Here is a 23,451-nt window from a genome sequence, read left to right on the forward strand (position 1 = left end):
TTAAGCGAGATTTGGTTTTTTTCGCGATCCCCACGGTTTGAAGACAGAAATAATGAACATCGCAGCAAGTGAAATAATTTGGAGAATAATTCCTACCCAAAGCTGGTTATTGTTGATGATAAATGCTGAATCCTCAAGGGCATTTAACCCTTCCGATGTTGTTAGTGTGACTGCTTTTAGAGTCCATAGATACATGCCAAGAGGTCCCAGCAAGATAGAGACGAGCATTAAAGCTTCCTTAGCAATAATCCAATAGTAGCGAAATAATCCCCATGAAGTTAGTACAGAGAGCAGTATTCCCGACACCAGAGTCCCTATAGTTGCGGTTTTGATTGGAGTCTGCGCTAGAACATGCATTATGCCGTAGCTTGCTTTAAGCATACCTTCATCGTTGGTGTTCGCAGCTGTGATGCTCATTAAGAGAAAAACAACAGCTTCACCCAGCATAATTGCCGAAAATAGCAGGTGTAGGATTAACAGCCATTTTCGTTGTGTCCCCTTCAGTTTTGCCAACGATCTCACCTCCTGTCCTGTCTATAGATTAAACCTATATCCCACACCCCAGATCGTTTCGATATATTGCGGCTTGGATGGGTCTGTCTCAATCTTCTCCCTAAGCTTACTAATATGTACAGTCACGGTAGCGAAATCGCCAAACGAATCTACCCCCCAAATTTTTTCGAACAGATCGTCTTTGCTAAATACTCGATTTGGGTTCATCAATAAAAACAGGAGTAGATCATACTCTTTGGATGTAAACGAAATTTCAGTTTCTTTAATGAATACTTTACGAGCTAGCTTATCAATCTGAATATCGCGAATACGCAGCTCGTCTGTTACTCTCATTCGATTGTCTGTAATCAGTCTGTCGTATCTGGCAATATGCGCTTTTACCCTAGCTACCAGCTCACCTAGACTAAATGGCTTGATCACATAATCATCTGCGCCTAGCCCCAAGCCGCGAATTTTATCAATATCCTCCTTTTTGGCGGAAACCATCAGAATCGGAATATTCTTCACCTTACGGACCTGCCTGCAAATTTCGAAACCATCTGTTTTGGGCAGCATAAGATCGAGTAGAATTAAATCGTAATCCCCAAGGAGCGCCATCTTCAAACCGATGTCCCCACTTGCAGCGATTTCCACCCTATAACCGGTTGCTTCCAAATAGTCTTTTTCCACTTCTGCAATAACCTGGTCATCTTCGATAATCAAAATTCGCTTCAAGATAAATCGCCCTCCTGCTGTCTTATTCTTGGTAAAGTGAAATATATGCTCGTCCCTTCTCCGATACTGCTTTCCGCCCATACCTTACCATTGTGGCCTTCCATAATTTGTTTCACAATCGCAAGCCCAAGCCCGCTGCCGCCTGTTGCCGTGTTCCGCGATGGATCCTCCCGGTAAAAACGATCGAAAATATGCTGGAGCGCGGAGCTTTCAATTCCCGAACCATTATCGGTTATTTTTACTGTTGCTTCCGCTTCATTATTGATTAGCTCTATCTGAATTTCTTTTTTTGTTTTATTCAAATACTTTAAGCTGTTATCGATAATATTCATCACGATTCTGTGTAAATTTTTACGATCAGCCATAACGAGAACCACTCGACCACTTATGTTATTAAAGGTAATCGCCACGCCTTCCATTTGCAGATCCAGACGAAGCTCCTCTACGCAATCGTGTAAATAAGCAGCTAGATCCATAGACTCTAGGTAAAAAGGGTATTGTTTCAAATCGAGCTTAGAGTACAGGAATAATTCGTCAATCAGCCGATCCATCTGTTCCGTTTTCTTCGCAATCATACTCATATATTTATCTCGCTTTGATTCCGTATCTGCGATTCCATCTTGAATGCCTTCAACGCATGCTCGAATTCCTGTAATCGGTGTTTTCAAATCATGCGAAATATTCGAAATCAATTCTTTGCGATTTTCCTCGTATTGCAGCTGAAGACGGATAGATTCTTTAAGACGACTGCGCATTTCTTCAAAAGCAGCGCCTAGCTGTCCAAGCTCATCCTTTCGTTTCAAATTAACCTCATGCTCTAGGTTTCCCTCTTTGATCTCTTCTGCCGCTTGCTTCAATATACGTAAAGGCCTAATAATGCTGCGAGAGACCAAGTACGTCAAAATCCCATTGGTCAACCCGATGACAATAAAGAGCGAAAGCACTAGCAACGGGAAAAACTTCTTTAGATTATCAAAAAATGGATTTAAATCAGTTAGCAGATACAATGTGCCAACAGATTGATCACTAAATGTAATATTGTATTTCTCTACAGTAAAACGGTTGTTCACTTTTGGACCCCAGGGATGAGAACCCGAGGATGTTTTTAAATCTAGAAGCTGATTATACAGATCAATATTGTCCACGAATGGAGAAACAAAGGTTACCTGGTCACTCTGGACGACAACAATCCCTGCTTTCAGCGCTTTTAATTGCACATCTGTTTTTTGCAAAAATTCATTGTCATTGAAATGGTTGGGATCTTCTTGAGCCATAAACTTCAATCCGGCAAACAACTCGCTACGCTGGTTGGACGATTCCCAAAAGGCCGGCATCCCTTTCCCATTACCCGTTCCCGTCATATCTTTGAAAAATATCGAGACCAAGCTGGCAGCGATAAGTGCGAACAGAATGACGGGGATGAAGGTCATGGCTATATATGAAAGTAAAAGTCGCGTTTTGATGGACATTAACAAGTCTCCTTAGGCTTTCTCTAGAAATCCAGTATTGTAACCCATATATTTATATTACACCCTATATCTAAAATCCATCTAAATCAATTCTAAAAAAAGTATAAATTAAAAAGTCTGAACCTAATATGGCTCAGACTTTTTATAAAGGAAGATTATTTAGTTGGATAAGTATCTTTTAGAAATTTAATTGATTGGTTGATTAACACTTTTAAGACATCAATCTCTATGTCATCCACTTTGTTGATGTAGACACAGGCTTTCCCTGACGTATGTTTTCCGAAGTCCTTTAGCAATAGTTCTCGCTCTGTATCACCTGTTGCAAAATACAAGCTGATCTTGGCTTTTCTAGGTGAAAATCCAGCAAGCGGTGCATCTCCCTCGTGGCCTGATTCATATTTGTAGTGATAGGTTCCAAACCCAATAATACTCGGTCCCCACATTTTCGCTTCATACCCTGTCGTTTCAGCGAAGATATCTAACAGCTTATAGGCGTCCTCGCGCTTTTTTGGGTTATCGACATTTTCAATAAACTCAATGACGCTGTTGTCGGTTTCTTTCGTTTTCAGTTCGTACATGAGAATCTCTCCCTTCATTGAAACCATTCTTCTATTAAAGTTACAGTATCATAAGTTTTGAAAGATTGTCAAAATGATGGGAGAGTTCAGAAAAGGCGCTTCTATTTTTGATTTAACAATCTTGTTAGGATGACGACGGCTTCGGCTCGAGTTGCCGTACCATTTGGCTCAAATCGGTTATTTTCTAGTCCCTTGACTATGCCTAGTTTGGTCGCTTCAACAATATAGGGCAGCGCCCATGCGGGAATGCTAGAATTATCGACGAATGAGGTGGATTGATCCGTTTCAACGGGCAAACCAAGCGTTCTGATGATCAGAATGGTCATTTCCGCACGCGTCAGCGGACTGTCCGGACGGAAGCTGCCGTCCTCGTAGCCGTTAATAATGCCCTGCTGAACTGCCATAGAAATTGCCGGTCGCGCCCACTGCCCGATGTCGTCGATGTCGGCATAATCGGGCATATTCAAGGCTTCCGGTTCCTTCCAGCCGAGTGACCTAGCCATTAACTGCACGAACTCTGCTCTTGTCACTTCACGTTCAGGATGGAATGATCCGTCCGGGTAGCCGGCAACCCATCCTTCTGCCATGGCTTTGCGTATTTCGGTTTCTGCCCAATATCCGGTAATATCGTTCAGGGCGACCGTTGGCATTGCACTCTCGTTATCTCCTGAAGGTTGTACCGGCAGTGTCCCGGCAGTTAGATATTGAATCGTTATGGAATAATTCCGCGACGGTCCACTTGGATGTGTTACCTGCAGTTCAATGATATTGTCTCCAGGAAGTAATTCAAGAGTAACACCATCTTGAAGCTTATTTCCTAGCAGGCTAATACGAGCATCCGTATAGAGTGTCTTTGCATTAAGATATACCTTCTTAGCGGTTGTTTCTGCCGTATACGAGAGTATATCGGCTTTGAATGCCGGGCTCAAAACGAGCATTTTCTCATCAGCCTGCAAGCTCAGAGAGATTAAATCTGCCGCATTAACCGCAGGTTCGAACGATTTGTTGATTGTCGTTCGAAAAATATCAAGTTGGTAAGACCTCTGAGTGACGCCATCCTGTGCGGTAACGATTACCGTAATTGTATTCGGACCAACAGCAAGAGGAACAGGTCCGTACACAATGCCGCTGACCGATGCAGTGCCATTAACCGTTAAAGTCGCCGTGCTGTCTGAAACGGTCGGCGTTACGCTGATCGAACTGACGCTATTCCCAACATTAGCCGTATAGGATAATGTACCGGATGCGAACGTTTCGTTTAATGCACCCGGGCTGATTGTGAGCGCACTTAACATCGCGGCGGATGATGGAGCCCGCGTGACGACGATGCTGTACGGGGTAGTCGTGGTGCCGTCCTGTGCGGTAACGACTACTGTAATCGTATTCGGACCAACAGCAAGAGGAACAGGTCCGTACATACTGCCGTTGAGCGATGCAGTGCCATTAACCGCTAAAGTGGCTGTGCTGTCCGAAACGGTCGGCGTTACGCTGATCGAACTGACGTTGTTCCCAACATTAGCCGTATAGGACAGTGTGCCGGATGCGAACGATTCGTTTAATGCACCCGGGCTGATTGTGAGCGCGCTTAGCATCGCGGCGGATGATGGAGCCCGCGTGACGACGATGCTGTACGGGGTAGTCGTGGTGCCGTCCTGTGCGGTAACGACTACTGTAATCGTATTATTCGGACCAACTGCAAGAGGAACAGGTCCGTACACACTGCCGCTGACCGATGAAGTACCATTAACCTGCAAAGTTGCCGTGCTGTCAGACACGGTCGGCGTTATGCTGATCGAACTGATGCTGTTCCCAACATTAGCCGTATAGGACAGTGTACCGGATGCGAACGTTTCGTTTAAAGCACTTGGGCTAACCATGAGTGAGCCAAGCGCAGCAAACGACGATGGAGCTCGCGTGACGATGATGGAGTACAACTTGATAGTCACTCCGTCCTGTGCGGTAACGACTACTGTAATCGCATTCGGACCAACAGCAAGAGGAACAGGCCCATACACACTGCCGCTGACCGATGAAGTACCATTAATCTTCAAAGTTGCCGTGCTGTCCGACACGTTCGGCGTTACGCTGATCGAACTGACGCTGTTCACAGCATTAGCCGTATAGGACAATGTACCAGAAGCGAACGTTTCATTTAATGCACCCGGGCTAACCGTTAGCGAGCCTAATGTTGCAACCGCCGAAGGAGCCCGTGTGACGTTGATGGTGTAATCGCTCGTTGTGGTACCGTCCTCGGCTGTGACGCTGACGGTAATCGTGTTCGGTCCGACGGCAAGTGAAGAAACAGTAGACGGGCTACCGCTCGTTGCCAGCGCATTGTTTACTTTCAACGTTGCCCAACTGTTATTGACAGTCGGCGTGACGTCAATCGATATGACGCTATTCGCAACATTAGCCGTATACGCATACGTCCCTGAATCGAACGTCTCGTTTAGCCCCTCAGGGCTAAATGTAAGCCCGCTCAACGTCGCATCCGTATAAGGCGCTCGGGTTACTTTAATCGTATAGGTTCGTGTTGCACCGTTGATGGCTGTAACGACAACTGGAATCATATTATCGCCTTTACTTAGTGTGATGGGAGAAGATGCACTGCCGCTGGTTACGCTCACACCTTTTACGGTAACGCTGGCTGTACTGTCGTTCAACACCGGTGTTATCGTCGTTGCGGTGACGCTGCTCGCTACGCTTGCCATGTAGTCTTGCGTATTCGGCAAGAATGGCGACGGGCTGAGCGTCACTCCACTTGCCGTTAGTCCGGACAGCCGATTGTCCGGTGACCCTAGCGACTGCTTCCAAACGGTATCGTATACCGCTGATAGGGCAAAAGAGCTTAAATAAAGCGCACCTGTATGATCAAATGCGATATTCGTAGGGGCAATTGAGATCGGGTTATTCGTAAAATATACCGTGTTCTCGTTCAAGCTCAAATCGAACCGGGTCACAAGGCTGCTGTCGCTGCCGTTGACCGCCACATACAAATTACCGTCGGAATGTAAAATGAACCCTCGAGGAGAACCGATGGCTTTGATTAAGGCTTTTCCATCCGTCTTCAATTTGATAATTTTTCCGTTTTGGATGATGCTCTTATTGTTGCCGATGTAGACACCGGAGCTGTCCGCAGCTATACCGAAAGGATGATCAATTGTCGCATCTACGGCCGGATCCGGGTCCAGATCCCCTGACCATACCTCCGGATTGCTCGTTGGACTGAAGCTGGCAGCATCGAATTTGAGCACGCGGTTTGCATTCGTATCCGTGATATACAAATCGTTGCCGTAAACGGCGATTCCCTGAGGAAAACTAAGCCTGCCTACAGAAGGTGCAGCAATATTGCCGTCCCATTTGAGCATATTGCTAAACGTGTAAGTCCCGCTCGAAAAGGTGAAATCAAATCGATATAAGTACTGCTTATCCGTTACATATATATGCCCTGCGTCGTCGAACTTAACGGATAGAAGATTAGTGAAGCTTCCAGAGGAAGCAATTAACGTCATCCCTGTAGTGTTCCCGTCCAAGTCGAATATTTTTACAGCGGCAGTCGCAGCATCCGTTACGAACAAGTAACCGTTGTCGGGATCGATGTCCATCCCAAATGGTTCAAAACCAAGAGCCGCCGGATGGCCAGCCCCGGCGCCCATCCTCCAACTTGACGCTGCAAATACAGTCTTGCTGTATATGGATAATGCCGTTAATATCACTGCTGCAAATAACATGACTACAAAAAAAGCCCGTACAGTTCGCCGCAAACCGGGCGAACTCTGAATGATGTTCATGAATAACTCTCCTCTCTTCTCTTTCATATTGTAACTATACTAAATGCTAATAAAAGAATAATGAAAAAATCAGTCCATAAACAGACAAAAACCGCGTAGCGTCAAGCCTTTGCGGTTTTTGTTAACGGACAATAATATTTTTTTTATCGGTAAGCCTACTCATTAACAAGTCGTTTAGATGTATGAGCTCCTCGGATGGGCGAATGCCAAGCTCTCGGTTGAGCAGCCGAACATAATCGCCATAAACAGCAGTCAATCCTTTTTTGTCCCCTGTCATCTCGCGTATCACCATAAGATGATGTATAACCGATTCGTCCAGCGGATTACGCTCGTTTAGCTTGAGCAGCAGCTTAGACGCGGCATTTGTATCCCTCAAGGTAATTAGCGCTGCGGCAACCCTCACTACGAAAGACGCATACAATTTAGCATATCGCTCCGTTTCGTAAATGGCCCAAACATACGCCTTGTCCCCGAACAGATCTCCTGTATACAGTCGTTCGATTTGTTGCGCTGCCTCCACGTTCCCACCTTCGATAACTGACAGCATCATCGTTTGTTTTTCGAATTCGGCATAATCGATAACCGGATCCTTCAGTTCGAGCGTATAACCATCGTTTTCCGAGAGTATAGCCTCTCGCAGACCCAGTGGTTCAAGCGATTTACGTAATTGATAGACAGTTGTATTGAGATATTTATCTGCACTTGTCTGATGCATGCCTCCGAATATATCCGCGACCAGTCTGGAACGCGGAATCCGTTTGCCGCGGTGAAGCAGCAAATAAGCGAACAGCTCCGCGCATTTCCGTGAAATCCATTTAATGCGGCTTGCTTCATTACTAACAGAAACATCGCCGAATGCTGTTATTACAAGCCTGCCAGAAGATTCGGCAGCCTCCGATACCGGTGATTGGAGAACCTTATGTATTGCCAATACCTTATTAACTGCACGTTCCAGCCGCTCCTGCGAGACAGGCTTGACCAAGTAATCTGTCACGGACAGCTCGTAAGCTTCCAAGGCGAACTCCTTATGCGACGTTACGAAGACGAGTTGCACCAGAGATCCTGAGCTTCCCATTTTAGCAGCGAACGCCATCCCACTCTCTTCCGGCATAGAGATGTCTACGAAAGCAAGCCCAATGTCAATACTTTCACTTAAAAAATCAGCTGCAGACTTCGTATTCGTAAACGCGCCAGCAACTTGAACCTCGGGAATCTTGACTAGCATTTTGCGCAAAATCAAATGCATGGTCGGATCATCATCCACTAGAATGACTTTCATCTGTCTCTCCCTCCATCCCAAAATTATCTAGAGTATCTCGTCCATCGATAGAACTGTGCAAAGTGAATGAGAAGGTCGTACCGACTCCGGGTTCACTTTCAAACCACAGGCTTCCCCCATGAATACGAATGAATTCACGGGCCAACGCCAGTCCGAATCTAATATCCCCCGAATCACCGCCTGTTACTGCTGCTTTCGGGAACGGCTCCTCAAGACTAAGCATTTCCGCTGTCTTCTCATCGATTCCCGCTCCATTGTCGCGTACGGTCACAACAATCAGCTTGCCTTCCAGAACGGCTCCGATTTCGATCCTACCTCCAAGTCCCGTAAACTTGATTGCGTTTGATAACAAATTACGCAAAATGAGATCCAACATCTCCTTATCAGCGCTAACCGATATCTTTTCATCGATATGCTCAATCAGGCGAATTTGCTTCATGCTTGCTTTCACACCAGCAAGCGAGATCGCTTGCCTGACGACCTGCTGCAAATTCCAACTGAACGGAAGATATGCGACCGTTCCTTTCTGGCTGCGATACCAGTCCAACAAATTATCAACCAGATGAAATGTGCCTTGCACTTGACCTTTGAGTTCCTGGAACAATTCCGTTTGCTCGATGTCGGCGGCGGCAAGTTCTTCACCATGCAATTGAGTCAAACTGACGAGCAATGCGATCGGATCGCGAATATCGTGCGCCACAACGGTGAACATTCTGTCCTTGAATGCATTCAACTCGAACAACTGTCTGGCATTCTCGCGAAGTCGAACCTCGTTTTCCTTGAGTTCTGTAATATCGTTAAACATTAGCATTTTGCCAACGGGAATACTCCCTGAATCGTAAATGAACGACAAGCTGCAGCTGTAATATTTGTTCTGCTGCTCATTGAATCTCTGGTATGAGAAGCGTTCATCCGCGACACTCTCGCTGCGTAAACGCTCAAGCAATTCCGGACTTGCCGACAAAACATCTCCCGCATAGACGGGGTAGCGTTTCATTAAGCCGAGTTCGGGGAGTACCTTTTCGGCCGCACTGTTGTAACTGATGATTTGGTTTTCATAATCGAGCAGAACGACCCCATCTCTGATCGTTTCAAATACTTTAGCCAGCGCAAGCGGCGTTAAACGAAGCAGATTAAACCGAAAAATTCCCCATACATAGACGATGCCCGATACAGCAAATCCGAATGGCGTCAAATCGACACTGATTCCAAACCAAAAAAACAGATTAAACAGCATCGGTGCGATAGCACCTAAAAGCAGGAGGAAAATTTGCTTCCGCACCATGGGCAAAGCACGCCAATACATTGGAATGAACAAAACGATCCCGCACAGCAGGACGAAATAATTATAGACCGTATGTACCTTATACCAAGGGCCTTTGACCGTCGTGTACAAGGGAACCGAACCTTCTGTATTTAAAATATAGCGCTCATAAATAAGGTGATGCCAACCGTTGGTCAAATGGATGAAAAAGACTGCTATAGGGATAACGAACAGGAGCAGCGCGAGACGCCTCCGATAGCCCGTCGCAGTCCCAGTAAATTGGATGATCAGAAAGAGCCACAGCGTAGTGACGAATGGGATGCCTAAATATTCAATTTGAAGGGACAGCTTAACCTCATTCAGACTACGGCTCAACACCTCGAACGCATATCCAAGCGCATAGAAAGCCGCTGCCAGCATCATCAGGATCATCGTTTTGGCAACTGGCAGATGACGTTTCCGGTAGGACAAAAATGAGATGAACCCCATCAGCGCAGCTGCCAAAAAAAGCAGTATCGACATCCCTTGTCTTGTATCCATGGCTAAAGCTCCCCTCGTATCAGAATCAATCTAGTTGATATTATCATCATCGCAATGAACAGCTTGACCTATTTCTTAAGCTCATAATGCAGTAGAACGTTACCAGATTCAAATGCTCTCGCTGCTAACAGAGAGAGTTTAAATTGTTTGATGTGCTGAAAAAGAGGCTCACCTTGTCCAGCAACTACAGGAGAAACAATAAACATATACTCGTCGATTAAACCTTGTGCCGCAAGCTGCTTTACTATGGAACCACTTCCCAGCACAAGAACATCAGTACCTATTTCTTGTTTTAATTGTTGTACAACTTCTATTAAATGATCATCATGGATCCGAGTGTTCTGCCAGTTTGAGGCTTTGATTTTTTTGGAGAACACGATTTTATCCATTTCAGTCAACTCTTCTGCGATCTCTCTCATCTGCTTAGGCGCATCGGGATTATTAAGAAAGGGAATCCAGCTGCTTTCAAAAAGCTTGTAGGTTGTAGCTCCCATAATAAGCGTGTCCATCTTTCCCCCGATTTCGTGGGCCACCTTGTCAACCTCAGGGTCATGGATAAACCAAGCCATTCCAGAGCTTTCCTCATTTGGGCTAGCAAAGTACCCATCGATCGATATTCGATTCAACATTTTAATTTTCCGCATATCCATCACTCCATTGTAAGTTTACTTATTCCTATTGGAATAACCCAATCATACTCGGAATTATGATTATATAAATTGTATAAAACCGTCCATTTCTACAAGTATGAGGATCCGGCTAAGTCAGTATGAAATTCTCTAACCTTCATTGCTATATGTTTCGGGCTTACCCAGGAGAAAGCCTTCATATCTCGTATAAAATGAGATTGATCGCAATAGTTCAACGCATAAGCCACATCGGACAATCTTTCGTACTGGCCTGAATGCATTAGCTTTAATGCTTCATTTACGCGCCTTACTCTTATGAATAAATTAGGTGCCATGCCCACTACACGGGTAAAGCGCTTCTGAAATTGCCGTTCAGATATATGAAACTCAGTCACTAACTCCTTCACTGAAATACTCGAGATATGATCTCGTATATAATCAAGTGTTAATTCAATGAGCTCGTCCCGTTTATGGGTCTGGTTCATTTTTGCTATTAGAAAATAATGAATCAAAGAAACCTGTTCCTCAATGGAGTTCACCGACATGAGCTGTTTTTCAAGATCCACTGCACCAAACTGGTCAGGGATGAGGAGACTTTGGTTAAAATTAGACGTATCCCAACCAAATAAGCTATATAACGCGTATGGCTTAAAAACCACCTGAATCGTAGTAAATGGAATGTCTCTAAAGCGCATAATACTAGGTTCTGACCCCTGCCCATGCAGAAACAAAATTGGAATATCCAATGCTTTCGCAGAGCGAATTGCTATACTTTCCAAAGCCGCGGTTTGATCAACTGCTAACTGAAATACGATACCAGGGTAACCACTTGGACATACTTTAACCTCCAGCGGTAAATGTCCTGTATGGGTAGCAATACGCACGCATTCGATATCCCTGCTTAATTCTTGAGGTGGCGGCAATACGGTAAAATTAATTGTTGTCATCTTTCTATTTTACAGTAATGAGGTGCACTGCGCATAATTAATCACAGAAAAAATAAATAAAACCCATCTGGAGGGATGTTACTCCTTCCAAACGCGATGTCCTCATACTATTAAACATTAAGGGGCAGGGCCAGCTGCATCCAGGATTGAAGTGATGAATATTATTCCAAATCGCTAGCAACACATCGTCAAGGCATTCCTCATAATCTTGGTGCTGGTAATTTACGAGGTATTTAATAATCGCAGTAAGTAAGCCTCCATATTGATTGATAATAAAAGTGATAGCTTTTTCATTCTTATTCCAACAAATAAAAAGGCTACAATTATGGTCATACACCTTGAAAGATTGGCGTTTCTTTACCAAAAATCAATCTTTCATCTCTGACCTGGAATATATGCCATCAAGTAGATGTGCTATAATTAGTACGATTCAAGATGCCATTCAAAACAAGAGATGGAAGGTGTAATATTCATGAATTTAAATCAATTAGATCGAATCCGTACAGGAGAAGGCTTTATAGCAGCCTTGGATCAAAGCGGCGGAAGTACTCCTAAAGCTCTGCTACAGTATGGAATTAAAGAAAACAGCTATTCCAATGAAGAAGAGATGTATACAGCGGTGCACGAAATGAGAACGCGTACTATTAAAGGTTTTTCGTTTGATTCCAAATACATTTTGGGTGCTATTTTATTTGAGAATACAATGGATCGTTCCATTGATGGGCAATTTACTGCCGATTATCTATGGGAGAAAAAAGGCATTGTACCCTTTCTAAAAGTCGATCAAGGGCTTGCCGACCTTGAAAATGGAGTTCAACTCATGAAGCCCATTCCCGGTTTAAACGAACTTCTGAAACGGGCGGTTGAACGAAACATCTTTGGGACAAAGATGCGCTCACTTATTAAGGAAGCCAATCCAGCCGGAATCAAACAAGTCGTTGAACAACAATTTGCCATCGGTAACCAAATAGCTGAGATGGGGCTAGTTCCAATTATCGAACCGGAAGTTGATATCCACAGCGTGGATAAAGAAGCCTCGGAAAAACTATTAAAAGCTGCGATTCTCGAACAATTATCCACTCTGGGTAAAGACGTTAAAATCATGCTTAAACTTTCTATCCCGACGGAAAACAATTTCTACAGCGATTTAATGGATAATCCACATGTTATCCGAGTTGTAGCTTTATCCGGCGGCTATACTCAAGCGGATGCTAATGAAAAGCTTGCCCATAATCATGGATTGATTGCCAGTTTCTCGCGTGCTTTATCACAGGGACTAACTGCAGGACAAACAGACGATGAATTTAACACGATGCTGTCCAAATCCATTCAGGACATTTATGAAGCATCTATCAAATAAGAGAACAAATCATAAACGCCCAGAACTTTATAAAAGTTCTGGGCGTTACTTGTTTGCTAAAGAAGCCGAGCCCTTTCAATCACCGAAATATAAATCGCCAAACGCATTAATATCCTTTGTCGTACCTATTCCACTATTGAATTCCAGCCATCCTTTGCGACCCTCGCCGTCGTTATCGTTCACCAGCAATTAAAATTTTACTTTCATTCCTTGTGTCACTTGCTCTTTGTTATTGGTCAAATCATTCCAGGGAATAGTCATTTCATAGGGTAGTTTTTGCATTTTTGCGGCTGATCGCAAGATCAATTGCAACAGATCCATCGGTTCTGAAGCCATTCGGTGCAAGCCAACGCCACTTGAGCAATTCCCCATTGTCATTCATCGCTACACCCATTTCGTGATAATTAAGTGGAACACTACCATCCGTATTTGCTATACCTATTCCAAGTTGAACACTGTCCGCGCTCCAGATTGCGTTGTCATCCACATTTTGGGAATGCTTATCATCCGTAACTTCCAAAGCGAGATACAAGTTGTTAACATCCCACGATAAATAACCGCCCACACTAGCATCTTCAATTCCTTTCCAGCCGATTACCTGAACGTCGTTCACATCAAAGTGTACTTGATCCTTCCATTCTTCCAAGCTTCCATCGATATGGATCGGCTTTTGGAGCTTATGAAGGAGAAGTGTATGAGACAAGTCCTCAGTCATTTGCAGCAATGTGCCCGAGGCGTTAAATCCTCTTACGATCCGTTTCCCTCTTGCTAATTCTGGTATATAGAAAGTTGCGTCCATCCCCGGACCAAGCTGATCCACATTGGTCGTAAATGTTCCTTGGGACGATTCCTCCGTTTCGTAAGCGACATGAAGGGCGCCGCTAAAATTACTATTCGATTGGTTGGTAATTTGCAAATTAGTTTTTATAGTGTGGTCTACCGAATCAAAATAAGTTTCAAAGCTTTCTTTCAAAGGATCTACGACTTTGACGTTGATTGCAAAGCCAGGAGCAGCCTCTTGGCCTTGATCCAGAGAGACAGAGATCGAATAATTACCTCGATCCAGACTTAAGGGAACTTGTACGTGAAGGGACGGTCCGCCTGTATTCTTATCCCATAACCACCCTTTCGGCAAAATAACTTTGATCTGCCCTTCAGCAAGATTACGTATATAGCCTTCAGGTAATTTAATTTCGAATTGATCCCCGGAAGCGATCACGATACCCGAGTTCTCTGGAAGCCATTCGGTCTTCGGACTATTCATAACATTCGATAGAAAGTGGGATGTTGTCTCAACGACCTCGTCTATATACTTAACATTTTTATAATCATGCCCGACACCTTCCATAGTGAACATATCATGATAAATCCCGCTAGTCGCTAATGCATCGTTCAATTCCAGGCTCTGTTGATAGGGTACTATTTGATCTATTGTTCCATGAATAATCAATACGGGGGGCAATTTTTCTTCAATATTGGATATCAGCAACCCGCCGTATATATCAACGATAGCAAATATAGGTTTCACGATTGAAGGATCGATTTTCAAATATTCGTTTACAAAATTCATCGACAAATGGCCTCCAGCCGAATCCCCGCCTATAGCTATTTGTCCTAAGTCCAGTCCATAGGTGACAGCGTTTTTGTTAATCCAGCCCATTACATCGACTATATCCTCATAAGCATCAGATAGAGTTCGAGAAAAGTCGGCATTCGGGTCTTGTTTTAGTCTATAATCCATTGACAGAACCGCGTACCCTCGCTTAGCTAGATTCTTGGAAATGTCTGCCGTATCAGACTTGGTACCTTCCTTATATCCACCTCCATGAATGAAGATAAATACTGGCCTCAGCTTACTGTTATCACTACCGGCTCATACAAATCAAATTTCAATGATTGTTCGGTATCTGTTTCATTCTTCTTGCTCGCATAGACGATATCGCTTTTTACGTTAACATCGTATAGGGGAGCCAAATACCTGACTTTGCTCTTCTCGTTGCTAACGGCAACACTGACGGGAATCGCTTTTTTACCAACCGTATTAGTAGGGAGAATTTCTTGCTTAGAGTTTTCGATAACGCTTTTATTTCCCTGTGGGTTAATAAACAACCAAGCTCCTAAAATAATCAACAAAATCGGAACAACATAAATAAACCACCGCTTCAATATGAATACCTCCCATTTCTCCGTGAATTAATGTAATAAATTTACATAATCAGATTAATTATAGAGACACAAATTGTATTTAACAATGATGCATACCTTGGTTTATTGAGAGTATTATTACGCATTTCTTGCTTGTTTCTAGATCTTTGAGAAGAGAGGTTATTTAAATTGAGATATTAGTGGTAGCCGTGCTCCTACATTAGAAGTTCTTCTTCGAAGCCACCTCACCACTCTGTCCGCGCGGGACTGAACCCCATGGGTCGCCCCCTACATGACTCCATACAAAAAAGCCGATCCCGAAGGAGCGACTTTATTTTTGTATGGAGTCTAGGGGGATCGAACCCCTGACCTCATCACTGACAGCGATTATTCTATGTTATCTTTTGTCTTCTGTAAGTTACAAAACCCTGAGGCGTTGCTTTCTGCGTTTCCCCCATTGGGGGACGGAAGGGGGATTTAAGTTTTTCGGAAAATAATTGATTAATCTTGAGTAATAAAGACTCATTTGCAAAGTGGCTCTCAAGTATTAACTCAATGGCTCTATGACGTTAACTTATTCAATTATCTTTCTAAATTTTCAATCTCATTATTTAAGGTTTGATTATTTATAACTTCCAGTGTTTTATCTATGGTTAGATAGTAAATCTCTAACGTTTCTCTTACAATTTTAAACAAAGTCTCTGGCACATCTTTCAAGTCTAATACTTCTTTTATTTTGATTTTTACGATATAATCTAGTATTTTTTCGGCATCCGAATGACTAAAAGGTTTACCGATATATTCTCCTATATGTTCTCGTACAGATCCATCTTCTCCAATATAATATCCCGCTGTACTTAGTTCATATCTTTTATCATCTATATACAGATAACTAAATATATTTGAAAAAGGAAGTTCTTCGTCTTTTATAGTTTCAAAAAATTCATTTAGATTATTTCCGTTTATCGCCTTAATTGAGAATGTGTCATAAGACACTCTATCCACTTTTTCAATTTTAGGAGTTATTAATATTGGTACTGGAACAACCACTCTCCATTGATTTAGACTCCTTGATGCAAGAATTGTGCCTTTAGTACCTACCCCAATATATTTTTCACCATCATACGCAATTCCAGTTATATTTGTACTAATACCCTTTTTCCCTAAGCCAATCGAGAAAAAACCATCACTGGAATCACAAAAATTAGTTGAAATTTTCCAATTTAAATCGCCATTTGAATTAAACGAAAACCCACAGTCACTTCCTATAACTAATTTAGAGCTATCCCAGTTTACAGAGAGTAAATTAAACATTCGAAAACCATTATAATTATAATCTTCTTCATATACTGGGTACATTCCGAAATCTTTATTTGGAAGTACTTCTTTCCATGTTTTAGCATCTTTCGACATATAAATGACCCCAGTTGTTCTTTGCTTTGATTTACTCGTCCCAATTGCCCCGTCCCATCCAATTGCTACAAACATATCTTTCTTAGAAATTATTTTTATTAAATCGCCTTTAAGATCTTCATTTATCTTCCACTTAATCAAATCATCAGAAAAAAGTATATAGCCATTTGAAACTGCCACGTATTTTTTTCCATTATAAGAAATTGATTTAAGGGAATATATTATACCAGAGTAATTGTTATCATTAATTCTGGAAATATTCCATTTAACCCCGTCTTTAGATCGTGCAATAATATGATGTTGAACATCAGCCTTAAAAGTTGAAATTGTAACATAACCTACCGCAATAAATTGTTTCCCATCCCAAATCACATCATTATATATCACTTCGTTTTTATTTAATTTAATATCTAAATTCAAAGAAATATTATAATATTTTTGATGGTTATCTTTGAATGTCATCGCTAGTTTTCCCCCAAGAAAATCCTTGATTTTAGGCAAATCTATATTCATAACATTCCATTTTTTTCCATTTTCAGAGCTAAGTATAGTTCCGTAATTCCCTACTACAATCATTTTTTTATTACCAAAGGCAATTGCTTTGAGGTTGTCTGACGAATTGTAATTTTCTTCTACCCACGATTCTCCATCAAGAGAATAATTAATTAATCCATTATTACCCACTGCGACGTATCCTAATGATTTGTCGAATAATATATCATTATAATCACTATCTTTTCTAATCTCTTTTAATAAATCTATGGCATCTACTTTAAGTAACTTAGCAATTGCACTTAATTGAACATACATACCTTCTTGTTCAATATTAAAACCATCTCTTTTCCACTCAGCATTTAAGTCAAAGTTAATTTTTACTTTATCGATAAGTACATATGGCTTTTTGGCTTCTATATAATAAGTTTTATTGTTTAGTTTTATGCTAACAGCATCGATTCTATTAGCATGCTTATCCACGATGTAATTGTTAAATTCTGGATAATATATACTTAATGCATCAGCTACATCATCCATTTTCACTTTTGCATTACTATCCACGCCTTCTGCAAATATAGTTTTACCTAAAGTACAAAATAACAAACCTATTAATACCATTGTAACTATGATTTTTTTCATGATATTTCAGCACTCACCCTTCTATATTTGTATTGCTTTTTCATTACAATTTTATAGGATAACAATGTTTAGCTTCAAATCACCTCATATCAAACCAAAACAACTATGTATTCATACCAAAATCCTCCAAAATAATATATCAATTTTACATCTCAATATTTTTATTAAAGTTCCATTTTTTTACATTTTATTCGTCGATCTAATACTACACAATAGACCTATTTTCGACAACTATTTTTTTAATATGACTTATAACCGAAGCTGGCGTTCTTGTTTGCTCATATAAGGATACAGGAATGACTTCACACTTTTGTATCAGGGCTTCTCTAAGTAACTCGAGAATATATTCAGAATAGTCTTGATCATCTTTATTAAAAATAACAATTAAATCATCTGGATGGGTAGTGTGGAGTGTAAACCCATTCCGATCTTATCTCTCTTACATCCACATAATCCTGCAATTCGTTTCGAAGGATCTCTATAAAAGATTCACCTATCGTATCTAGACCTAATGTCAAAATAGAATTAAATATGACTACTCCCACTATTTATCCCCCAAACTATCAACTTAAAATTTATGAACAATATGAAAAACAACCCGCATTGCGCTATATCCTATAACAAACCACTATTCCCATTTATTTCTATTGTAACATCCTGGGATTGTAGAATAAAGATGAATTTTGTAATATTTCCTCTCCAACAAACTCTTATCCCAATTTAAATAGCCATAATCTCTTAAGAGATTACGGCTTATATTTATAAATCAACCTCAACTTGGCAGAGTTCATATTAAATCAACTCATATAAGTTCTCATACAACCACTCGCACAATCAATCAAGCAATCATACCTAACAAGTCGAGGTTCACCAACCTCACTTCGTGGAGTCTAGAGGGGGATGTATGAATCTTTGATTTGAAGGCTGACGAAGCATACTCGGATGGAGATTTTAGAGGTAGATTCAGACGCCGTGCTCCTACACTTGAAGTTCTTCTGCGAATCCACTCCTACCATTCCGTCCGCGCGGGTCTGAACCCCAGGGGTCGCCCCCTACATGACTCCATACAAAAAAGCCGATCCCGAAGGATCGACTTTATTTTGTATGGAGTCTAGGGGGATCGAACCCCTGACCTCATCACTGCCAGCGATAATTCTACGTTATCGCTGGTTATTGATAAGTCCTAAAACCCTTATACAGTATAGGTTTATTGTACTTTATATTATTGATGATTATCACTAATTCAACTTAATTATCGCCTGTTTGTTACCAGATTGTTACCGACAGGTTATACTGATGAGTTATTGTTTCAGTAAACGTTTTTCTGTGAAGACAACATTTGAGTTGTGGATATAAAAAATTCTCTTTAGATAGCATGCCTTACTGGAAGTCGTATATATTTTTCGAATTTTTTAATATATAATTCAGCTTCGTCTGTTAAGCAATCAATTATTCCATTTATTATTTCCTCAAATTTTTCTTTGTTGTTAATTCCGTCAAGTGCTAATTTAATTTTTGAAAACAGAATATTAAACTTATCAACAATATTATAACCATTCATTAGGTTAAATTGATCGGATAAACTCTGATGTGATAGATTAAGATATTTTTCTCCATTTTTCCAAGCAAGATGTTCACTTTTAATAACGAGGTTTATCAATAAACTAAACACGCTAATAAAATCCGCTTTAACACTTACATTAAAAGCACCCTTAAGTGATTGTATTCTTTCAGTGATTTCTAAATTCTCATTTGTCAAATGACCTAACTCGTGACAGTAAACCAAAACACAGTAATCTAATTTATTAATTCCTTTATACTCATTTGAACGAGAATCGAATGTTTTTAAAATTACCTTTGTATATAGTGTTATTCGACGATTATCATGATCAAATATACCTTGAGGTGAATCACCATTGTATTCCGTATCAATGATAGGTGGTTCTATAATTATATTTTGGTTATCAGTTAACACCTTTAATATATTGCTCAGCTCAATAGTATCCATAACTTCCTCCAAACCTACTTAGAAAAAATCTTCTATACTCATTAATCAAAATCTACAAAGTAATTTTAACTTGTCCATGTAATTTCAATGAATAGAATTTGATAAATCACAGAAATTAAAAACCAATTTCCATAACTAAATTTATTTTTCTTTTCCTTGAACCATATTTAAGCCTTGACTATAAATGTAAGGCACTTTATACGAATTTTTTTGCCCAGTGTTAGACTTAAAAAAACCAATCTTGACCAATATTTGTGCTTCATCTATAACTTTTCGTTCATCAATAGACCAAATTTGTGCCAATGAAGAGATTGTTTGTTCAATTTTTTTCCCTCTAAGCTTTTCTATATTAGCAATACTTGTTGGGTATTCAGCATATAATGTTTTAACTAATCGTTCTTTAGATACACTCAATAAGGAATCCTTAATCACTTTTCTTTCAAAAAGAAATAGGTCCTCAGGTAATCTAGTTCCGATATCTAAATTTCTCACTTGATTGTCAATTGCTTCAGTTAATAAATGAATAATTTCTCTTGGTGCATTAAAGCCAGTTGCATCTGATGTATGACTTAATATCCAATCAAAAGTTAATGACTGTTTTTCCCCATTTTCAACTTTTATAGGAAAAATTCTATAAAATAGTTCAAATTGCTTATCAATATCTGATAAAATCTCAGATTTATCTACGTTATAATATTCAATAATTTGTATATTATTTAATAATCTGCTAATAATTATATTCATTAAAGATCTTTTATCCCAAGTTATCGATATAGATCTTGTTGTATGAGTAGCTTCTCTAAATCCACTATCAACAAGATTATTCCATATATCATTTCTAAGAAACACTTTTAGTGTTATTTTATCATACTTTCCAAAATCTGAATAAACTCTAAATAATGCCTTCAGAGCATTTTGTTCTAAATTAGGAGATTCAGAAAATGCTACATCCAATCGGTCAATTGCAATCCAAATTTTAATATCTAATTCATCCAAAGATAATTTAAGCATCTCATATAAATTGTCAATTGAAAAATAACCCTCTTTTTTTTGGGTATCTGAAGGTTCTCTTAGGGTTATCTTGCCACTAATTCCTGCAAACAAACCTGTTACTGGGTCAAATTTAACTTCAGATTCATAACTTTTTGCAGTAATTAACGATTTTAAGTAACCAAGTGCATTATTTAGAGTTGAACTTAAACTGCTAACTTTTGTAGGTCTTATTATCTTTGCTTCAATAAGTTTCTTACGGATTTTTTTAACTTTCGAATTTTCAATATGTATCAAATTGTCCATAATTAGTGCCATTATATATAATTTCCAAAGATTCCTAAAATCAATTTCAGTCGTCTCTGATTTTAATTCTTCAAACACTGTTGCACCCCTTGGGTTTTCTGCTGAAATAACATAAATATTTTTCAACATTAAATCATTTTTACGTTCAATAAGTAGTGAATAAATCGCACTTTTCCCCGCTCCTTTAGGACCGTAGACTATATCTATATCACCATTAAATACTCTTTTCCACATAATTGTTTCAACAAAATAGGAACCTAATGAGTTTTTTTCTTCTTCAGCTACTCTATTTCCTAATATAAGATTAGATAATATCTCCTTCTTGTCCATATAATCTCCATTCTCTAACTTAAATTTATTTAAGAAATACAACAGAAAACTGTGTTAAGATGTATAAAGGTTGAAAAGTATTTATGAGTTAAATTTTATTTACATTTTACCATAATTAGAGGTGATATAGAATGAATATCAACGATTTAACAAATCTATTTTTAGAATTTAACAAACATGGTGAAATGTTACATAACAATCAAAATCTAATCTCAAAGTCCTTTGAATCTTTTTTAGTTGAAAACAGTATGATATCAATTCTTAGCACAAATTTTGGTAATGTCAACATTTCAGCAAACAATAATAATTTGATGACAATGTTTTCATTAGAACCGAAAAAAAATATCACTTGGTTTGATTTTATTAACCTTTACGGTCATGCTGATTATAGAGGTAGACCTTCTTTTTCCGCTACAATTACTAATTTCAAAAATACTTCTAATGGATTGTTTTTTGAAATAGAAGATGATAAATTAGTAATTTTTAAAAACAATAATTCAATCAATGAAAAAATTGCTCATTTTAATATTTTGGATATAATCAATAAATTCTCCGATAAATACAGAAATAGAATGATTTTAGCTTTATATAATATAAATAAAGTAGATAAAACAGTTCTTTTTAGTGAAGTTTACCAATTTGCTAATTTTTCAAAAACAAATCTAATTCAATGTATTAATTCAGGACTTATTACCATTGATATACAGGCAAACCTAGCACCAAACGGAAGTGTTCATACACATGGTACATTATTTAGGATTCGCAAAAAATCATTTAAATTTATGTTTGAAGAAGTGAAAAGAATATTATAGTATCTCTATGAGTAAACTTTACCAACATATTAATTTGAAATGCTATCTTTTCATGAAGAACAAAGAGTATGGGTAAAATCCTACCTTGTATTATCCCCTTTAAGTAGACACTCAATATAAAACCTTATGTTATTATAAGGGAACGAGTGAACTCAGAGGGGATATTTTCTATGGCAACAAAAAGACAGCAATTTCAATAATATACGGAAGAATTTAAAGTTAGCAGCAGTTAAGGAATATGTGGAAGGATCTATGAGCTACAAAGTGGTATCAGAAATGCTGAAGATAAGGAATTGCACACAATTAAAAGTATGGGTAAAATGATGGCAAAATGGAGAGACGTTTGATGTGCGTAAAGATGGTTCAAAACTCTGAACTCGCAGGTAGAATATTTAAAAATCGGGATCCAAATCTAGTAAAAGAGACGACATTAGTCAGCGTGGTAAGTACCAATTGATAAAAGGTTGAGCGATCTACATGAGGTTATACGGCTTCTAGCCATTACAGGACTACCAAGAGCCAGCTACTATAAATGGTAAACTACAGAGCCTACATTAGAAGTTCTTCTTCGAATCCACTTAATCATTCCGTCCGCGCGGGACTGAACCCCGGGGAGCGCCCCCTACATCTTCCAACAAGATGTCTAATAAGATCGCTCTATCAATTCTAATTATAAATCGATATGGGTATTAAATTAAGTATTAAATCATTCAAAAAGAATTAGATTTATATTCCTAATATCAAATCCATTATTTACTGCTCCCAAATAGCAATATATTCTCCATCTTTCACAAGCATATCTACTGGTGAATAATCGTGTCGTTGAACTTTACCACATAATCCCCAATTGTCTTTTCTTAATAATTCAATACAAGTATGCATTGAATTTGCTTTGTAATTTTCAAAATACTTACTTAATCCGTTTAATACGTAGAAGGTTTCATCTGTATTAGTATATAAAACATCAGCAAGAACAACTCTTTTATTGTTAATTTCCGTCAAATTTATTTTCAACAAATTCAACATATCTCTCAATGCAACAATCTCTTCCTGCGACAAAGTAACCCCTTTGCCCATCTTATCATGATCAGGCGACCATTCGCGGATGTCGTATTTTGGTTCACGGTCATTCCAGCTAATGAGATTAAGTTCCTTACTCCAGCCTTTATCACCTTCTGATAGGATTCCGATATTTTTGGTGATTTCAAATTTAAGTTCAGCCATGTTTG

The 23,451-nt window shown here is 39.6% G+C and carries 16 protein-coding genes and 1 pseudogene; 2 read left to right on the plus strand and 15 right to left on the minus strand.

What is annotated here, in order from left to right; genetic code table 11:
- From EHS13_RS23010 to EHS13_RS23050, 9 genes are all read right to left on the minus strand, one after another.
- Nucleotides 1–513: a hypothetical protein gene (locus EHS13_RS23010; protein WP_155702637.1), complete on the minus strand. Its 513-nt coding sequence runs from the start codon at nucleotides 511–513 to the stop codon at nucleotides 1–3.
- 21 nt (nucleotides 514–534) lie between these two features.
- On the minus strand, nucleotides 535–1,227 hold the full coding sequence (locus tag EHS13_RS23015) for a response regulator transcription factor (protein WP_155702638.1): 693 nt from the start codon (nucleotides 1,225–1,227) through the stop codon (nucleotides 535–537).
- Nucleotides 1,224–2,696: a sensor histidine kinase gene (locus EHS13_RS23020; protein ID WP_155702639.1), complete on the minus strand. Its 1,473-nt coding sequence runs from the start codon at nucleotides 2,694–2,696 to the stop codon at nucleotides 1,224–1,226. The genes EHS13_RS23015 and EHS13_RS23020 overlap by 4 nt, the downstream gene beginning before the upstream one ends.
- Before the next feature lie 155 nt (nucleotides 2,697–2,851).
- Nucleotides 2,852–3,274: a DUF1801 domain-containing protein gene (locus EHS13_RS23025; RefSeq protein WP_155702640.1), complete on the minus strand. Its 423-nt coding sequence runs from the start codon at nucleotides 3,272–3,274 to the stop codon at nucleotides 2,852–2,854.
- Nucleotides 3,275–3,375: 101 nt separating this feature from the next.
- A complete protein-coding gene (locus tag EHS13_RS23030; RefSeq protein ID WP_162463211.1) occupies nucleotides 3,376–7,038 on the minus strand; it encodes a cadherin-like beta sandwich domain-containing protein in 3,663 nt (1,220 codons plus the stop codon).
- A 148-nt stretch (nucleotides 7,039–7,186) separates the two neighbouring features.
- Nucleotides 7,187–8,344 (minus strand): response regulator, encoded by a 1,158-nt coding sequence (locus tag EHS13_RS23035; protein ID WP_155702642.1) that lies wholly within the window; start codon nucleotides 8,342–8,344, stop codon nucleotides 7,187–7,189.
- On the minus strand, nucleotides 8,322–10,148 hold the full coding sequence (locus EHS13_RS23040; protein ID WP_155702643.1) for a sensor histidine kinase: 1,827 nt from the start codon (nucleotides 10,146–10,148) through the stop codon (nucleotides 8,322–8,324). The genes EHS13_RS23035 and EHS13_RS23040 overlap by 23 nt, the downstream gene beginning before the upstream one ends.
- A gap of 68 nt (nucleotides 10,149–10,216) precedes the next feature.
- Nucleotides 10,217–10,792: a dihydrofolate reductase family protein gene (locus EHS13_RS23045; RefSeq protein ID WP_155702644.1), complete on the minus strand. Its 576-nt coding sequence runs from the start codon at nucleotides 10,790–10,792 to the stop codon at nucleotides 10,217–10,219.
- 95 nt (nucleotides 10,793–10,887) lie between these two features.
- Nucleotides 10,888–11,724 carry a helix-turn-helix domain-containing protein gene (locus EHS13_RS23050; protein WP_155702645.1) on the minus strand — a complete coding sequence of 279 codons (837 nt, stop codon included), beginning with the start codon at nucleotides 11,722–11,724 and terminating at the stop codon, nucleotides 10,888–10,890.
- A gap of 472 nt (nucleotides 11,725–12,196) precedes the next feature.
- Between EHS13_RS23050 and EHS13_RS23055 the strand changes: the two genes are divergently transcribed.
- A complete protein-coding gene (locus tag EHS13_RS23055; RefSeq protein WP_155702646.1) occupies nucleotides 12,197–13,084 on the plus strand; it encodes a fructose bisphosphate aldolase in 888 nt (295 codons plus the stop codon).
- Nucleotides 13,085–13,346: 262 nt separating this feature from the next.
- On the opposite strand, the gene EHS13_RS23060 is transcribed toward EHS13_RS23055, so the two are convergent.
- The 5 genes from EHS13_RS23060 to EHS13_RS23080 all read right to left on the minus strand — a co-directional run bounded on the left by EHS13_RS23060 (nucleotide 13,347) and on the right by EHS13_RS23080 (nucleotide 21,410).
- A complete protein-coding gene (locus tag EHS13_RS23060) occupies nucleotides 13,347–14,936 on the minus strand; it encodes an alpha/beta hydrolase fold domain-containing protein (RefSeq protein WP_155702647.1) in 1,590 nt (529 codons plus the stop codon).
- Nucleotides 14,933–15,250: a hypothetical protein gene (locus EHS13_RS23065; protein ID WP_155702648.1), complete on the minus strand. Its 318-nt coding sequence runs from the start codon at nucleotides 15,248–15,250 to the stop codon at nucleotides 14,933–14,935. Before EHS13_RS23065 ends, EHS13_RS23060 begins: the two co-directional genes overlap by 4 nt.
- A gap of 561 nt (nucleotides 15,251–15,811) precedes the next feature.
- Entirely contained in the window at nucleotides 15,812–17,776 is a 1,965-nt protein-coding gene (locus tag EHS13_RS23070) for a beta propeller repeat protein (RefSeq protein WP_155702649.1), read from the minus strand.
- A 1,366-nt stretch (nucleotides 17,777–19,142) separates the two neighbouring features.
- Nucleotides 19,143–19,784 carry a hypothetical protein gene (locus EHS13_RS23075; protein ID WP_155702650.1) on the minus strand — a complete coding sequence of 214 codons (642 nt, stop codon included), beginning with the start codon at nucleotides 19,782–19,784 and terminating at the stop codon, nucleotides 19,143–19,145.
- Between the two features lie 141 nt (nucleotides 19,785–19,925).
- Nucleotides 19,926–21,410 (minus strand): P-loop ATPase, Sll1717 family, encoded by a 1,485-nt coding sequence (locus tag EHS13_RS23080; RefSeq protein WP_155702651.1) that lies wholly within the window; start codon nucleotides 21,408–21,410, stop codon nucleotides 19,926–19,928.
- 131 nt (nucleotides 21,411–21,541) lie between these two features.
- Here EHS13_RS23080 and EHS13_RS23085 point away from each other — a divergent pair, with 131 nt between their 5' ends.
- Nucleotides 21,542–22,222 carry an MvaI/BcnI family restriction endonuclease gene (locus tag EHS13_RS23085; protein ID WP_155702652.1) on the plus strand — a complete coding sequence of 227 codons (681 nt, stop codon included), beginning with the start codon at nucleotides 21,542–21,544 and terminating at the stop codon, nucleotides 22,220–22,222.
- A gap of 1,005 nt (nucleotides 22,223–23,227) precedes the next feature.
- Here the strand turns inward: EHS13_RS23085 and EHS13_RS23090 are convergent.
- Nucleotides 23,228–23,446 (minus strand): annotated as a pseudogene (locus tag EHS13_RS23090) (YdbC family protein); the annotation flags it as partial.
- Nucleotides 23,447–23,451: the final 5 nt, after the last annotated feature.

The organism is Paenibacillus psychroresistens, assembly GCF_009728935.1.
Classification (GTDB): domain Bacteria; phylum Bacillota; class Bacilli; order Paenibacillales; family NBRC-103111; genus Paenibacillus_AC; species Paenibacillus_AC psychroresistens.

Bases quoted from the DNA above. Each gene is read 5' to 3' on its own strand.
- EHS13_RS23020 (WP_155702639.1), bottom strand. From the start codon at position 2,696: ATGTCCATCAAAACGCGACTTTTACTTTCATATATAGCCATGACCTTC.
- EHS13_RS23025 (WP_155702640.1), bottom strand. From the start codon at position 3,274: ATGTACGAACTGAAAACGAAAGAAACCGACAACAGCGTCATTGAGTTT.
- EHS13_RS23035 (WP_155702642.1), bottom strand. From the start codon at position 8,344: ATGAAAGTCATTCTAGTGGATGATGATCCGACCATGCATTTGATTTTG.
- EHS13_RS23040 (WP_155702643.1), bottom strand. From the start codon at position 10,148: ATGGATACAAGACAAGGGATGTCGATACTGCTTTTTTTGGCAGCTGCG.
- EHS13_RS23045 (WP_155702644.1), bottom strand. From the start codon at position 10,792: ATGCGGAAAATTAAAATGTTGAATCGAATATCGATCGATGGGTACTTT.
- EHS13_RS23050 (WP_155702645.1), bottom strand. From the start codon at position 11,724: ATGACAACAATTAATTTTACCGTATTGCCGCCACCTCAAGAATTAAGC.
- EHS13_RS23055 (WP_155702646.1), top strand. From the start codon at position 12,197: ATGAATTTAAATCAATTAGATCGAATCCGTACAGGAGAAGGCTTTATA.
- EHS13_RS23070 (WP_155702649.1), bottom strand. From the start codon at position 17,776: ATGAAAAAAATCATAGTTACAATGGTATTAATAGGTTTGTTATTTTGT.
- EHS13_RS23075 (WP_155702650.1), bottom strand. From the start codon at position 19,784: ATGGATACTATTGAGCTGAGCAATATATTAAAGGTGTTAACTGATAAC.
- EHS13_RS23080 (WP_155702651.1), bottom strand. From the start codon at position 21,410: ATGGACAAGAAGGAGATATTATCTAATCTTATATTAGGAAATAGAGTA.
- EHS13_RS23085 (WP_155702652.1), top strand. From the start codon at position 21,542: ATGAATATCAACGATTTAACAAATCTATTTTTAGAATTTAACAAACAT.